13 protein-coding genes are annotated in these 14053 nt (G+C 71.3%); 8 read left to right on the forward strand and 5 right to left on the reverse strand.

Annotation, left to right across the window (positions count from 1 at the left end):
• Nucleotides 1–70: 70 nt before the first annotated feature.
• Entirely contained in the window at nt 71–2077 is a 2007-nt protein-coding gene (locus ABZU69_RS09195) for a protein meaA (RefSeq protein WP_354963858.1), read from the forward strand.
• A 19-nt stretch (nt 2078–2096) separates the two neighbouring features.
• Here ABZU69_RS09195 and ABZU69_RS09200 read toward each other — a convergent pair whose 3' ends face one another.
• Nucleotides 2097–2393: a DUF1540 domain-containing protein gene (locus tag ABZU69_RS09200; RefSeq protein ID WP_354963859.1), complete on the reverse strand. Its 297-nt coding sequence runs from the start codon at nt 2391–2393 to the stop codon at nt 2097–2099.
• 1153 nt (nt 2394–3546) lie between these two features.
• Here ABZU69_RS09200 and ABZU69_RS09205 point away from each other — a divergent pair.
• A complete protein-coding gene (locus ABZU69_RS09205; protein ID WP_354963860.1) occupies nt 3547–4104 on the forward strand; it encodes a hypothetical protein in 558 nt (185 codons plus the stop codon).
• A 111-nt stretch (nt 4105–4215) separates the two neighbouring features.
• Here the strand turns inward: ABZU69_RS09205 and ABZU69_RS09210 are convergent, their stop codons facing one another.
• Complete coding sequence (locus ABZU69_RS09210; RefSeq protein ID WP_354964013.1) at nt 4216–4833, reverse strand: DUF4126 domain-containing protein; 618 nt, start codon at nt 4831–4833, stop codon at nt 4216–4218.
• Between the two features lie 71 nt (nt 4834–4904).
• Between ABZU69_RS09210 and nucS the strand changes: the two genes are divergently transcribed.
• Nucleotides 4905–5564, forward strand: coding sequence for an endonuclease NucS (gene nucS, locus ABZU69_RS09215; RefSeq protein ID WP_354963861.1), 660 nt, complete (start codon nt 4905–4907; stop codon nt 5562–5564).
• A gap of 5 nt (nt 5565–5569) precedes the next feature.
• Here the strand turns inward: nucS and ABZU69_RS09220 are convergent, their stop codons facing one another.
• Both ABZU69_RS09220 and ABZU69_RS09225 read right to left on the reverse strand, forming a co-directional pair.
• Nucleotides 5570–6229: a class I SAM-dependent methyltransferase gene (locus ABZU69_RS09220; protein ID WP_354963862.1), complete on the reverse strand. Its 660-nt coding sequence runs from the start codon at nt 6227–6229 to the stop codon at nt 5570–5572.
• Between the two features lie 79 nt (nt 6230–6308).
• Nucleotides 6309–7805: an aldehyde dehydrogenase family protein gene (locus ABZU69_RS09225; protein ID WP_354963863.1), complete on the reverse strand. Its 1497-nt coding sequence runs from the start codon at nt 7803–7805 to the stop codon at nt 6309–6311.
• Nucleotides 7806–8059: 254 nt separating this feature from the next.
• On the opposite strand from ABZU69_RS09225, the gene ABZU69_RS09230 reads away from it, so the two are divergent.
• From ABZU69_RS09230 to ABZU69_RS09250, 5 genes are all read left to right on the forward strand, one after another.
• Nucleotides 8060–8476: an FHA domain-containing protein gene (locus ABZU69_RS09230; RefSeq protein WP_354963864.1), complete on the forward strand. Its 417-nt coding sequence runs from the start codon at nt 8060–8062 to the stop codon at nt 8474–8476.
• A 93-nt stretch (nt 8477–8569) separates the two neighbouring features.
• Nucleotides 8570–9643: an alpha/beta hydrolase gene (locus tag ABZU69_RS09235; RefSeq protein WP_354963865.1), complete on the forward strand. Its 1074-nt coding sequence runs from the start codon at nt 8570–8572 to the stop codon at nt 9641–9643.
• Between the two features lie 146 nt (nt 9644–9789).
• Nucleotides 9790–11580 carry a 3-hydroxybutyryl-CoA dehydrogenase gene (locus ABZU69_RS09240; RefSeq protein WP_354963866.1) on the forward strand — a complete coding sequence of 597 codons (1791 nt, stop codon included), beginning with the start codon at nt 9790–9792 and terminating at the stop codon, nt 11578–11580.
• Between the two features lie 103 nt (nt 11581–11683).
• Entirely contained in the window at nt 11684–12010 is a 327-nt protein-coding gene (locus ABZU69_RS09245; protein ID WP_354963867.1) for a hypothetical protein, read from the forward strand.
• A 66-nt stretch (nt 12011–12076) separates the two neighbouring features.
• Nucleotides 12077–12886, forward strand: a complete 810-nt coding sequence (locus ABZU69_RS09250; RefSeq protein ID WP_354963868.1) for an alpha/beta hydrolase — start codon at nt 12077–12079, stop codon at nt 12884–12886.
• 10 nt (nt 12887–12896) lie between these two features.
• Here ABZU69_RS09250 and ABZU69_RS09255 read toward each other — a convergent pair whose 3' ends face one another.
• Nucleotides 12897–13991, reverse strand: a complete 1095-nt coding sequence (locus tag ABZU69_RS09255) for an AI-2E family transporter (RefSeq protein ID WP_354964014.1) — start codon at nt 13989–13991, stop codon at nt 12897–12899.
• Nucleotides 13992–14053 lie beyond the last annotated feature (62 nt).

Consider the following 14053-nt stretch of genomic DNA (forward strand, 5'->3'; position numbering starts at 1 on the left):
GACGTCCGCGACATGGACCTGTGTGGTTTTCCACAACCCGTTTTACTGAACGGTAACTTAGACTCCGGCCATGGATGAGAAGGCATCTTCGGGGCGGTTGCCCGAGCGGGACCGCCCGTGGGTGATGCGCACCTACGCCGGTCACTCGTCGGCCGCCGCGACCAACGCCCTCTTCCGCCGCAACCTGGCGAAGGGGCAGACCGGTCTCTCGGTCGCCTTCGACCTGCCCACCCAGACCGGGTACGACCCCGACCACGAGCTGGCCACCGGTGAGGTCGGCCGGGTCGGCGTGCCGGTGGCCCACCTCGGCGACATGCGGGCGCTCTTCGACGGCATTCCGCTGGCCGACATGAACACCTCGATGACCATCAACGCCCCGGCGATGTGGCTGCTCGCCCTGTACGGCACCGTGGGGCTGGAGCAGAACGCCGAGCTGGCCCGCTGCGCCGGCACCACGCAGAACGACATCATCAAGGAGTACCTGTCCCGGGGGACGTACATCTTCCCGCCGGCGGCGTCGCTGCGGCTCACCGCCGACGTGGTGGCCTACACGCTGCGTGAGATGCCGCGGTGGAACCCGGTCAACATCTGCTCGTACCACCTCCAGGAGGCCGGTGCCACGCCGGTGCAGGAGGTCGGCTTCGCGCTGGCCACGGCGGTCGCCGTGCTTGACGCGGTCCGCGACTCGGGCCAGGTGCCCGCCGAGCGGATCGGTGACGTGGTGCAGCGGATCTCGTTCTTCGTCAACGCCGGGGTGCGGTTCGTGGAGGAGATCGCCAAGATGCGCGCGTTCAGCGTGCTCTGGGACGAGATCACCCGGGACCGGTATGGCGTCACCGAGGCCAGGCAGCGCCGGTTCCGCTACGGCGTTCAGGTCAACTCGCTCGGCCTGACCGAAGCGCAGCCGGAGAACAACATCCAGCGCATCGTGCTGGAGATGCTCGGCGTGACGTTGTCCCGCGACGCCCGGGCCCGCGCGGTGCAGCTGCCCGCCTGGAACGAGGCGCTCGGCCTGCCCCGCCCGTGGGACCAGCAATGGTCGCTGCGGATGCAGCAGGTCCTGGCGTACGAGTCGGACCTGCTCGAATACCCCGACCTCTTCGCCGGCTCGCACGTGATGACCGCGCTGGTCGACGAGATCGTCACCGGTGCCCGCGTCGAGCTGGACAAGGTGCTGGAGTTGGGCGGCGTGGTCGCCGCCGTGGAGACCGGTTACCTCAAGAGCGCGCTGGTCGCCTCGCTGGCCGAGCGCCGCCGCCGGATGGAGTCCGGTGCCGACGTGGTGGTCGGCGTCAACCGGTTCACTGGGACCGAGTCGTCCCCGCTGACCGCGGCCGGAGCGGAGGCGGTCGAGCAGGTCGATCCGGCGGTCGAAACCGCCGCCGCCACCGGCGTACGCCGGTGGCGGGCCGACCGGGACGCCGCGGCCGTCGAGGCGGCCCTGGCCCGGCTCAGGGCGGCCGCCGCGACCACCGCGAACCTGATGCCGGCCACCCTGGAGTGCGTGCGGGCCGGCGTGACCACCGGCGAGTGGGCCGGCGCGCTGCGCCAGGTCTTCGGCGAGTACCGGGCGCCCACCGGACTGGCCGGCGCCACCGGCACCGGCGGCGACCCGGGCCTCGCGGCCGTCCGCGCACGGGTTACCGCCACAGCCCGCGAGCTGGGCAGCGGCCGGCTGCGGCTGCTGGTCGGCAAGCCCGGCCTGGACGGGCACTCCAACGGCGCCGAGCAGATCGCGGTACGCGCCCGCGACGCCGGCTTCGAGGTCGTCTACCAGGGCATCCGGCTGACCGCCGGGCAGATCGTCGCCGCGGCCGTTGAGGAGGACGTCGACCTGGTCGGGCTCTCCGTGCTCTCCGGCTCGCACCTTGCCGCCGTGCCGGCCGTGCTCGACGGGCTGCGCGCCGCCGGTCGGGCGGACCTGCCGGTGGTGGTGGGCGGCATCATCCCCGCCGGCGACGCCGACACGCTGCGGGCGGCCGGGGTGGCTCGGGTCTTCACCCCGAAGGACTTCGCCCTCACCGGCATCATCGACGACCTGGTGACGGTCATCCGGCGCGCCAACGACCTGCCCTGACCCGGGCTGGTGTGACCGGTCAGCGGCCGGCGTAGGTCATGCAGTCGGCCATGTCGTTGTCCGGGCCGACCCTTATGGACGAGGCGTGGCACTCGAGCTGCTCATTGTGCCGACAGTCGGACCGCTGGCACGCGCCCACCTGAGCGATCAGGCTGTCCACACCGCCGCGCACCGGCGACTCGACGAAGGTGTGGCAGTGCGCGTGATCCATGCTGCCGATCGTGATCGCGAAGGCGTGGCAGTCGCCGGCGTTGTTGTACGCGCAGGCCACGACCACGCACTCCTGGACCCGGGGCATCTCCATCGCTGTAGTCATGCCGACCTCCTCTAGGCTTCTTGACCGATCGTAGGCTTTTGCCGGCTTCGTGATCCTTGCTATGCCGCGACGCTGGGTAGCTGTCTGGTTTGTCGGCCACCCGGTGCGGTGGGTCGTGGCTTTGTCGGCCGCGCGGTGTGGTGCGTTGTGGGTTTGTCGGGTGCGGCGGCGGTGGGTCGTGGGTTGTCGGGCGCGGTGCGGGTGGGTCGTGGGTTGTCGGGCGCGGTGCGGTGCGTCGTGGGCGGTGTGGGGCCCGCCGTGCCCGGCTTCGGGCGGTCAGGCTTGATCCCTACGCCGGGCACGGCGGGCCCCACACCGTCGGTGGTCGCCGTTCGTCCTGATCCCTCCGCTGCGTGACGGACCATTCCGTCTGGCGGGGTGGCGGGGTCTGATTGGTCCCTGTAGTTGGACGCGGCCGGGTGCTCCCTTCTGGGGGGCGGTCGCTGTTGTGAGCGATATACCTCGGAGGCATAAATATGCCTCCGAGGTATACCCCTCGTTGACCACCTCGCCCCGGGTTCGCTTCATCCTCGTTCGCGGTGGTCGACTCGATGTCAGCGTGTCAGCGATGTCAGCGATGTCGGCGATGTCGGCGATTTCGGGGATGTCCCGGTGTCCTGGGCGGCCGGATGGCCCGATATCGGTGATACCGAGTCGATCAACCCCAGCCGGTCGAGTTGACGCCCGCGACAGCCGGCAATTTCGTGCCGTATGTCCCGTATCGGGGGTCTCTGGCGTGTGACCGGCTGCATCCGTGGGGTGGAATCGTGGCGGGCCGGGGGTCGTTACACACCCTGACGATCGCAGCACCACCGGTCCGGCACCCCGCCCCTCTGGGGGTTGGGATGGCGGCCGGGCCCGGGTTGGAATGCCCGCGGGTGGCCGGTCGTTGCAGACCCCTGACCGACCCCCTCACTCGGGGGCCGCTGGAACGGAGCCCCCGCTCACCGGGGTGCCGATGGATGGGCCACCCCCGGAATGCCGGCGGCCCGGCGGTCGTTACATACAGTCCCGGCGCCACGAGCCCCCGCCCGTAGGCCGCCGACGATGACTTTCCCCCCTTGCAGTTGGAAGCGCCGGACGAGGTGCTCGCATCCTTGCGCCGTCCCCCTCGGGCGTGTGGGTGTCTACCCCCTGAAGGAGCTGACCTCTCATGAACACGATTATTCGTAAGAGCATGCTGTCTGTTGCTGGTCTCGCGTTCGCCGGTGGCGTGTTCGCCGGTCCGATCGCCGCGCACGCCGCCACCCCCGTCGAGGGCAAGCCGGTCGCGGTCGCGGTGCAGACGGCCAAGGTGCAGGGCGCGCAGTCGCACATCGACCTGAACGACGAGCAGACCGGCAATGTGAAGGCGATCATCGCGGCGACGAAGAAGGCTGGTCTGCCTGAGCGGGCCGCGGTGATCTCGATCGCCACGAGTCTGCAGGAGTCGAAGCTGGAGAACCTGGGTCACCTCGGCGACGCCAACGACCATGACTCGCTGGGCCTGTTCCAGCAGCGCCCGACCAGTGGTTGGGGCACGCCCGAGCAGATCACCAACCCCGAGTACTCCACCACCGCGTTCCTCAAGGGTTTGAAGCAGGTTGACGGGTGGCAGGACATGGCGTTGACCGACGCCGCGCAGACCGTGCAGGTCTCGGCCTACCCGGATGCCTACGCCCAGTGGGAGCAGCAGGCCACCGACCTGGTCGCCCAGCACTGGAACAGCTGACCCACCGCACCACCGCACGACATCGACCGCTGGCCGGCACCCCACCCCGGGGTGCCGGCCAGCGGCATGTCTGGACCGGCGGGAACGCCCTGGCCCGCGGCCCGCGGCTCGTCAGACGCGGAAGCCGGCGGCGCGTGCTGCCTCGCGTTCCCGGCGGCGTTCGGAGCGTCGGCGTAGGAACCAGTAGACGAACGCCACCAGGCCGAGCAGGAAGGCGAGCACCAGCACCGGCAGGATGATCGCCACCAGGGAGACCACCACGCTGGTGGCGTCCTCGGCGGTGCTGGCCACTGGGGCGCCGAACCCGGCGGTGGTCGCGTTGACTACCGGCCGCGCTGCGGACTTGAGCAGGTGTACGCCGAACGCGAGCAGAACGCCGGTGACCACTTGCACCCACTGGTGCGACGAGAAGAAGCTGCCCGGGTCGGTGACCGTCACCGTCTCCGACGACGATCCGGCGCCGAAGGCCAGGCCGCCGGCGGTGGGTCGGACCACGGTCTGCACCACGTCGTTGATGTGGTCGACCACCGGCACCTTGTCCGCCACCATCTCGACGGCGAGCAGCAGGGCCAGGATGGCGACGACCCAGCCGTTGCCGAGCCATGTCCAGCCGCTGGGCAGGTCGATCAGGTCGGTGTAGCGGGCGAGCAGACCGAGGGTGAGCAGGGGTATGTACGCGTTCAGGCCCGCCGAGGCGGCGAGACCGGTACCGGTGAGGACTTCGAGCACCATCTCAGCATCCCATCGACGCGCCAGTGCCGCTCGGTGGCGACCGGTGGGTGCTCGGCTACCCTCGTCGGGTGCGGTTGGTCATTGCGAAGTGCTCGGTGGACTACGTCGGACGGCTCTCGGCTCACCTGCCGCTGGCGACCCGGCTGCTGATGGTGAAGGCGGACGGGTCGGTGTCGATCCATGCCGACGACCGGGCGTACAAGCCGTTGAACTGGATGAGCCCGCCGTGTCGGCTGGAGGAGGCCCCCGGCGTGTGGCGGGTGGTCAACAAGGCTGGCGAGGAGCTGCGGATCACCCTTGAGGAGATCTTCCAGGACACCTCGTACGAGTTGGGGGTGGACCCCGGCCTGCGCAAGGACGGGGTGGAGGCGCATCTCCAGGAGTTGCTGGCGGCCAACCCGAGCGTGTTGGGCGACGGGTACACGCTGGTCCGCCGCGAGTACATGACGGCGATCGGCCCGGTCGACCTGCTCTGCCGGGACGCCAACTCCGGTGCGGTCGCGGTCGAGGTCAAGCGGCGCGGTGAGATCGACGGGGTCGAGCAGCTCACCCGCTATCTCGAACTGATGAACCGCGACCCGCTGCTCAGCCCGGTCACCGGGGTCTTCGCCGCGCAGGAGATCAAGCCGCAGGCGCGGGTGCTCGCCGCCGACCGGGGCATCCGGTGCGTGGTCGTGGACTACGACAAGCTGCGGGGCATCGAGAAGGACGAGTTGACCCTCTTCTGACCGGTTCACTCCCCGGTTCGCACCGCGATCAGCGACTTGGGTAGGCCGGCCACCCGCTCGACGAGCATCCGCGAGTCGGGGAAGTAGTGGCGCATCTGCGACCGGTCCAGCAGTTCGGTCCAGAGCACCTGGTGGATGGCGGCGTCGTGGCTCCGGGTCGGCTTGTGGCCTAGCGGCCACCGTCGGGCGACCGCGGTGCGAAGCCGGACCGGCAGGAACTGCATTCCGGGCGCGATCCAGTGCGGCTCGATCGGGAAGTAGCGGTAGGGCGTCTGCACCCAGTGCCGTTCGGCCAACGAGTGGACTGCCGCGGCGAACCGCGGCTGGCGTTCGTGCCCGCCCACGTGCTCCAGCACCGAGTTGGAGAAGACCAGGTCGAAGTCGCCGTTGGTGACCTGCGGCGGCAGGTCGCAGGCATCGGCCTGTACGACGTGGGCCCACTCTGGGACGACGGTGGGCGGTTGCTCCAGGTTGACCACGGTCACCCGAGTGGGCCGGATGGTGGCGCGATTCCAGGTGCCGAGCCGGCCGCCGAGATCGACCACGTGCATGTCGCCGATCGTCGGGAACGTGCGTGCGAGCCAGTCCGAGCGACGCCGCCGCTGCCGGGCGCTCCACGACCGGTCACTGTCGACAAGGCGGTAGCGCAATCGATTAGGGCCCATTTAACGCAATGTACCGCCGCGAATACCGTGTCCAAACATGTGGATGCGTCGATCTCGGTGGAGATCGGTTATCCGACACTCACCTGCCGTACATCATTTTGATGGCCTTGACGAGTCGGGCGACGTCGGTCGGGGTCCGCTCGAAGGTCATGGACGGCAGCAGCGACCGGGCCCTCCGGCGGGTGATCGCCTTGGCCCGGCCGAATTCGCGCAGTCCGTCCTCGCCGTGGATCCGCCCGAAGCCGGAGTCACCGACCCCGCCGAACGGCAGGGTGGACATCCCGGCGAAGGTGAGGGTGGAGTTGACCGAGGCCATCCCGGAGCGCAGCCGTCGGGCGATGGCAACCGCGCGCCGCCGACCGAAGACCGAGCCACCCAGGCCGTACGCGAGCGCGTTGGCCCGGGCGACGGCTTCGTCGGCGTCGCGGACCCGGCTGATGGTGAGCGTCGGCCCGAAGGTCTCCTCGCGGACGGCGGCCGAGTCCTCCGGTACGTCCACCAGCACGGTCGGGTGCACGTACGGCGGCTGCACCGCGCTCGGGCCGCCCAGCACGGCGCGCCCGCCGGAGTTGACCGCGGCCTCGATGTGGCGGCGGATCACGTCGACCTGGCCGGGCATGGTGATCGGGCCGATGTCGGTGCCCTCGGGCCCGACGGTCAGCCGGCCCGCGCGGGCCACCACCTTGTCGACGAAGGTGTCGAAGACCTGGTCGACGGCGTACACCCGTTCGATGCCGATGCAGGTCTGGCCGGCGTTGGTCATTCCGCCCCAGACGCACGCCTCGGCGGCGGCGTCCAGGTCGGCGTCGCTGTCGACGATCATGGCGTCCTTGCCGCCGCCCTCGATGAGCACCGGGGTCAGCGTCTCGGCGCAGGCGGCCATGACCTTGCGGGCGGTGGCGGTGGAGCCGGTGAAGGCGAGCTTGTTCACCCCGGAACGGCACAGCGCCGCGCCCACGCCGCCCAGCCCGTGCACGGCGGTGAACACCGGTTGCTCGGGTACGACCTCGGCGAAGCTGTCCACCAGCCACTGGCCGGCCGCGGGCGTGTACTCGCTCGGCTTGAGCACGACGGCGTTGCCGGCGGCCAGCGCGTACGCGGCGGAGCCGATCGGGGTGAAGACCGGATAGTTCCACGGCCCGATGACGCCGACCACGCCGTACGGCTGGTATTCGAGGTGCCCGGAGAACTCGGCGAGGATGAGCCGGGACCGCACCCGGCGCGGGCCGAGCACCCGGCCGGCGTTGCGGGCGGCCCAGTCGATGTGCTCGATCGCGGTGACGATCTCGACGATGGCGTCGGCGACCGGCTTGCCGCCCTCGACGTGCACCAGCTCGGCGAGCTGCTCGATCCGCTTGGCGAGCAGGGCGCGCCAGCGCAGCAGCCGTTCGCGGCGGCCGGTGAAGCCCAGCCCGGCCCACCATTCGCCGGCGGTGCGGGCGCGCTCGACGGCCCGCCGGACGTCGGCGTCGGTGGCGACCGGGAGGCGACCGGCCTCGACGCCGGTGGCGGGGCTGGTGGACACCAGTTGGCCTGCCTCGATGACCGGGTTGCCGGGGATCTGCACAGCCGTCATGGCGGAAGTCTAGACCCGAAGATTACTCGCCGGTAGGCCGCGATTCGGCCCGGCGGGACGGGAGTCGCATCGGGCCGCCCGCTCGTTGATCAGAGCAGGTCAGGCCCTCTGCTCGGATCCCGCCCGCCCGAACCGTCGAACGGGAGATGGCCGGGAGGTGGCGAGGAGTTGACCGGCCGGTCGGTATTGACGATTACCGTCTGATGGCAGGCTGGCGCGCGGCGTAGTCGTGTGGGGTGGAGGGCTGGCTGTCCATGGAGGAACATCCGGAACTGATGCCGCTGTTGACGGTCGCGGGTGGGTCGATGCGCGGGGCGAGTTTTCGTCTGCGGGCCGAGGCGCAGGTGATCGGTCGGGCGCCGACCGGTCACGTCGTCATCAACGACCCGCACCTGAGCCGGCAGCACGCGGCGGTGTGGCGGGCGCCGGAGGGCCCGGCACTGCGCGACCTGGGCTCAACCAACGGCACCTGGCTCAACGACCGCCGGATCACCGAGGTGGAACTCCTCTCCGACGGCGATGTGATCCGGCTCGGCCGCACCGAGCTGCGTCTGTTCGATCCGGGAGTGGCCCACACCGATCCGGTCGGGCTCAGCTTCGGCCCGTCCCGGCGTGACGTCCGGCCGACGCTGCCGCTGCCGCTGGCCACGCCGCCCACCGCACGTCGCTGAGTAAAAGGACGTCGTGGTTGGTGCGGGCCCACACCCGGGGCGCACCCGGGATGGCTGCCGGGCACCTGGACCGGCGCGGACCGGGGTGGCAGCATGCCGCGGGTGGAGACCGAGCAGCGGACCGTGACAGCGAACGGCATCACCCAGGCGGTACGCGTGGCGGGCCCGCCGGACGGCACTCCGGTGCTGCTGATCCACGGCAACTGCTCGTCCGCCCTGTTCTGGGAGCCGCTGGTCCGGCGGCTGCCGCCGACGCTGCGGGTGGTCGCGCCGGACCTGCGTGGTTACGGCGCCTCGGAGACCGCCCCGGTGGACGCGACCCGGGGTCTTCGGGATTTCTCCGACGACGTGGCCGCGCTGCTGGAGGACCCGACGTTCTTCGGCGCGGCCGACGCCCGCCCGGTGGTGGTGGGGCACTCCCTCGGCGGGGGCGTGGCGATGCGACTGCTGGTCGACCACCCGCACCGGGTGGGCGCGCTGCTGCTCGCCGCGCCGGTCTCCCCGTACGGCTTCGGTGGCACCCGCGACCTGGCCGGCACGCCGACGACGCCCGACTTCGCCGGTACCGGTGCCGGCACGGCGAACCCGGACTTCGTCGCCCGGCTCACCGCGGGTGATCGCGGCACCGAGGCCCAGACCAGCCCGCGTGCCGTGCTGCGAGCGACCTATGTGGCCGATCCGTCGTCGCTGGGCGGCGACGAGGAGTTGCTGCTCGACAGCCTGCTCTCCACCGTCACGGGGGACGACAACTACCCCGGCACGGCGGCGTCCTCGGAGAACTGGCCGGGCGTGGCGCCGGGGGAGCGCGGGGTGCTCAACGCGCTCGCGCCGACCTGGTTCCGGCTCGCCGACGAGCTGGTGGCCGTCGCCGACAAGCCTCCGGTCACCTGGGTACGCGGTGACGCCGACGTGATCGTCTCGGACACTTCGCTGTTCGACCTGGCGTACCTGGGCTCGCTGGGTGCCGTACCGGGGTGGCCCGGTGCGGCGGAGTGCCCGCCGCAGCCGATGGTCGGTCAGACCCGGGCGGTGCTGGAGCGGTACGCGGCGGCCGGCGGCGCGTACCACGAGGTGGTGCTGCCCGGTTGCGGGCACAGCCCGCACCTGGAGCGCCCGGCGGAGTTCGTCGCGGAGCTGCTGGCGTTGACCGCCGTCCCGGCCGGCTGAGTGCAGGCCCGGCCAGCCGGGCGGCCGGTGGCGTCGTGGGTGAAATATGCCACGGCGTCTCGACAACCCAGCGTCACGTGGCAGACTCGCGCGCATAACCTTAGCGGCCGTTCAGTGGCCGTGCGGAGTGTCTGGGGAGGCCGGTCGTGGCGCGCGAGTTCAGCACCGTGGGTGTGGTGGGGCTGGGCACCATGGGTGCCGGCATCGTCGAGGTCTTCGCCCGCAACGGCATCGACGTCGTCGCGGTGGAGATCTCCGAGCCGGCGCTGGAGCGTGGCCGGGTCAACCTCACCGGCTCCACGGACCGGGCGGTGGCCAAGGGCAAGCTCGCACCGGAGGACCGGGACGCGCTGCTCGGCCGGGTGCACTTCGCGGTCGGGCTGGACGCGCTGCACTCCGTCGACCTGGTCATCGAGGCGGTGCCCGAGCACCTGGACCTGAAGCAGCGGATCTTCGCCGAGCTGGACCGGGTCTGCAAGCCCGAGGCGATCCTGGCGACCAACACCTCCTCGTTGAGCGTCACCGAGATCTCGGTGGCCACCCACCGGCCCAACCAGGTCATCGGCATCCACTTCTTCAACCCGGCGCCGGTGATGAAGCTGGTCGAGGTGGTCCGGACCGTGGTCACCTCGGCCGAGGTGGTCGCCGACGTGGAGGCGCTCTGCGCACGGCTCGGCAAGGTCGACGTCACCATCAACGACCGGGCCGGTTTCATCGCCAACGCGCTGCTCTTCGGCTACCTGAACCACGCGGTCGGGATGTTCGAGTCGCACTACGCGACGCGGGAGGACATCGACGCCGCGATGAAGCTCGGCTGTGGCCTGCCGATGGGTCCGCTGGCGTTGATGGACCTCATCGGCCTGGACACCGCGTACGAGATCCTGGACACCATGTACCGGCGCGGCGGGCGGGACCGCCGGCACGCCCCGGTGCCGCTGCTCAAGCAGATGGTCACCGCGGGGCTGCTGGGCCGGAAGTCCGGCCGGGGCTTCTACACCTACGAACGGCCCGGTTCCCCGGTGGTCGTACCCGACGAGGCGACGCCGCTGGCCACGGAGGCCGCGCTCGCCGACGGCGCGCGCGCCATCGCCAAGGTGGGCGTGGTGGGCTCCGGGACGATGGCCACCGGCATCATCGAGGTCTTCGCGAAGGCCGGCTACGAGGTCATCTCGGTGACCCGGGGCGCGGAGAAGTCCGCGAAGGTGTGCGAGGCGGTGAAGACCTCGCTGAACAAGGGCGTGGTGCGCGGCAAGCTCGCCGAGGCCGACCGGGACGCCGCCCTGGGCCGGATCAGCTGGTCGGCCACGCTCGACCACCTCGCCGACGTCGACCTGGTGGTCGAGGCGGTGGTCGAGGAGTTGAGCGTGAAGAAGGCGCTCTTCGCCAGCCTCGACGAGATCTGCAAGCCGGGCGTGGTGCTGGCGACCACCACCTCGTCCCTGCCGGTGATCGACGTGGCGATGGCCACCCAGCGGCCCGCCGACGTGGTGGGGCTGCACTTCTTCAACCCGGCGCCGATCATGCCGCTGGTCGAGGTGGTCCGCACCATCCGTACCTCCCCGGAGACCACGGCGACCGCCCGGGCGGTGTGTGCCGCGCTGGGCAAGACCGGCGTGGTGTGCGGCGACCGGTCCGGGTTCATCGTGAACGCGCTGCTCTTCCCGTATCTGAACGACGCGGTGAAGATGCTGGAGGCCAGCTACTCCACGGCCGACGACATCGACCACGCGATGAAGCTGGGCTGCGGCTACCCGATGGGCCCGTTCGAGCTGCTCGACGTGGTCGGGCTGGACGTCTCGCTGGCCATTCAGCGGGAGCTGTACCTGGAGCTGCGCGAGCCGGGCTTCGCGCCCGCGCCGCTGCTGGAGCACCTGGTCACCGCCGGCTACCTGGGCCGCAAGACCCGCCGGGGCTTCCGCGACCACTCGCACCGCTGACCGGGTCAACGCCGGACGGTCCCGGCGGCGTCTGAGTGATCTCTGCGTCGGGCGGGGCCGGCCGCGAGGTCGTCCCGCCCGACGGACCGTACGCTTGGTAGTTGTGAGCCCCCGTCGCAACCGCCCTCGCCGGGACGAGAACGCCAACCTGGACGCCGACCGTGTCCGGCAGGGCGTCGCCTCGGTGCAGCAGTGGACCGACGGCGCCTGGCAGGTACGCGGGATCGGCGCGGGCGCGTCGGTCAAGACGTACCGCTGCCCCGGTTGTGACCAGGAGATCCGGCCCGGGGTGGCGCACCTGGTGGCCTGGCCGGCGGACGGCCTGGGTGACCTGACCGACCGGCGGCACTGGCACAGCGGCTGCTGGCGCGCACGGGAGCGGCGTGGCCCGGCGGCGCAGCGCGGCCGGGGCGCCCCGCGCCACGGCTGAGCGATCTGGATCACCCTGTTCGCGCCCGGGCGGGCGAAGGCGGCGGCTTCGCGCCAGACTTGACGGGTGAGCACACCGATCCGCGCGTCGTCGGTCCTGCCCGGTCGCCGGGAGGACATCGAGTTGCACACCGCCGACGGTCTGCGGCTGGTCGGTGAGCTGGCACTGCCGGTCGACCGGCCGCCGGCGGCCACCCTGGTCTGCCTGCACCCGCTGCCCACCCACGGCGGGATGATGGACAGCCACGTGTTCCGCAAGGCGGCCTGGCGGCTGCCGGCGCTGGCCGACGTGGCCGTGCTCCGGTTCAACACCCGGGGGACCAGCAGCATGCGCGGCACCAGCGAGGGGGCCTTCGACGAGGCCGTCGGCGAGCGCTACGACGTGGCCGCCGCCATCGAGTACGCGGAGTTCGCCGAGCTGCCCAACATCTGGCTGGTCGGCTGGTCGTTCGGCACCGACCTGGCGCTCAAGTACGGCTGCGACCCGGCGGTGGCGGGCGCGATCCTGCTCTCCCCGCCGCTGCGCTTCTCGGCTCCCGAGGATCTGGCCACCTGGGCCGGCTCCGGTCGCCCGCTGGTGGCCCTGGTGCCGGAGTTCGACGACTACCTGCGCCCGGCCGAGGCCGGGGAGCGGTTCGCCGCGGTTCCGCAGGCCGAGGTGGTGGGCGTGCCGAACGCCAAGCACCTCTGGGTCGGTGACGCGGAGACGGTGCTCGACGAGATCGTCCGCCGGGTGAACCCGGCGGTCGAGGTGCCTCTGCCGACGACCTGGGACGGCCCGATGGAGACCGGCGACGTCAGCGCGTACGCCGACCGGACGGTGGCCTCGTTCGCCGACACGCCCGTTCCCGGTCCGCCCGCCGGCCGGGCGGACTGACCCGCACGGCTCAGCGGGTCTCCTGGCGGGGCAGCACCACCTCGCGCAGGATCAGTTGCAGCGCGGCCACCGTGGGGATGGCGATCAGCGCGCCCACCACGCCCAGCAGCGCCACCCCGAGCAGCGCGGCCAGCAGGGCGGCCACCTCGTTGACCTCCACCGAGCGTCGCATCACCTTCGGGTAGATCAGGTAGTTCTCCACCTGCTGGTAGATGAGGAAGAAGACCGCGCAGGCGATGCCGGTCGGCAGGTCGGTGGCGAAGCCGACCAGGCTCACGACCACCGCACCCAGGGTGGCGCCGATCTGCGGGATCAGGTCGGTCACCGCGACCACCACGGCCAGCGCGAAGGGGTACGGCAACCCGACGATCAACGCGAAGACGAAGGTGGTCGCGCCGGCCAGCACCGCGATGCTGAGCGCGCCGACCATGTAAGCGCCCACCTTGGCCAGGATCTCGTCGCCGATCAGCTGCACCCGCTCGCGTCGCGTCCGGGGCACCAGCGCGTAGCCCAGAGAACGCAGCCGGTTGAAGTACGCCAGGAAGTAGATGGTCAGCACCAGCACGGTCAACGCCCGGAACACCGTGCCGAAGATCAGTTGGGCGCCGCCGAGCACCCCGCCGAGAGCCCGGCCGACGGTGCCCGCGTTGACCGCACCCTGCACCCGCTTCACCAGGTCGTACCGCTCCACCAGGTCGTTGACCGTCGGGTTTCGGCGCAGCTCCTCGACGTACGTCGGCAGTTGGTCGATGAACTGCCCGGACTGGGTCACGATCGGCGGGACCAGCGCCACCACGCCGCCGCAGAGCAGCAGCACCACGGTCAGCGCCACCACCGCGACCGCCAGGCCGTGGGGCAGCCCCCAGCGGCGCAGCCGGGCCACCGCCGGGTAGAGACCGACCGCCAGGAAGAGCGCGATCACCACCAGCACCAGGATGCCGCCGGCGTTACGAATCCCCAGATAGAGGGTGTACGCCAGCAGCACGCCGAGCGCGCCCGTGAAGCCGAGCAGGAAGCTGCTGCGCCGCAGCGGACGCCCCGGCGTACCGAACTTGCCGGACGGGACGGCCGGCGGCTCGTCCGGGTCGACGCCCGGGCCGGGGATCGGCACCGGGTGTGGCGTCTCGGCCGCCGGGGGACCGGCCGGCGGGGGAGCGGGGGTTGCGT

The organism is Micromonospora sp. NPDC005206, from assembly GCF_040608175.1.
In the GTDB taxonomy this organism is placed as follows: Bacteria; Actinomycetota; Actinomycetes; order Mycobacteriales; family Micromonosporaceae; genus Micromonospora.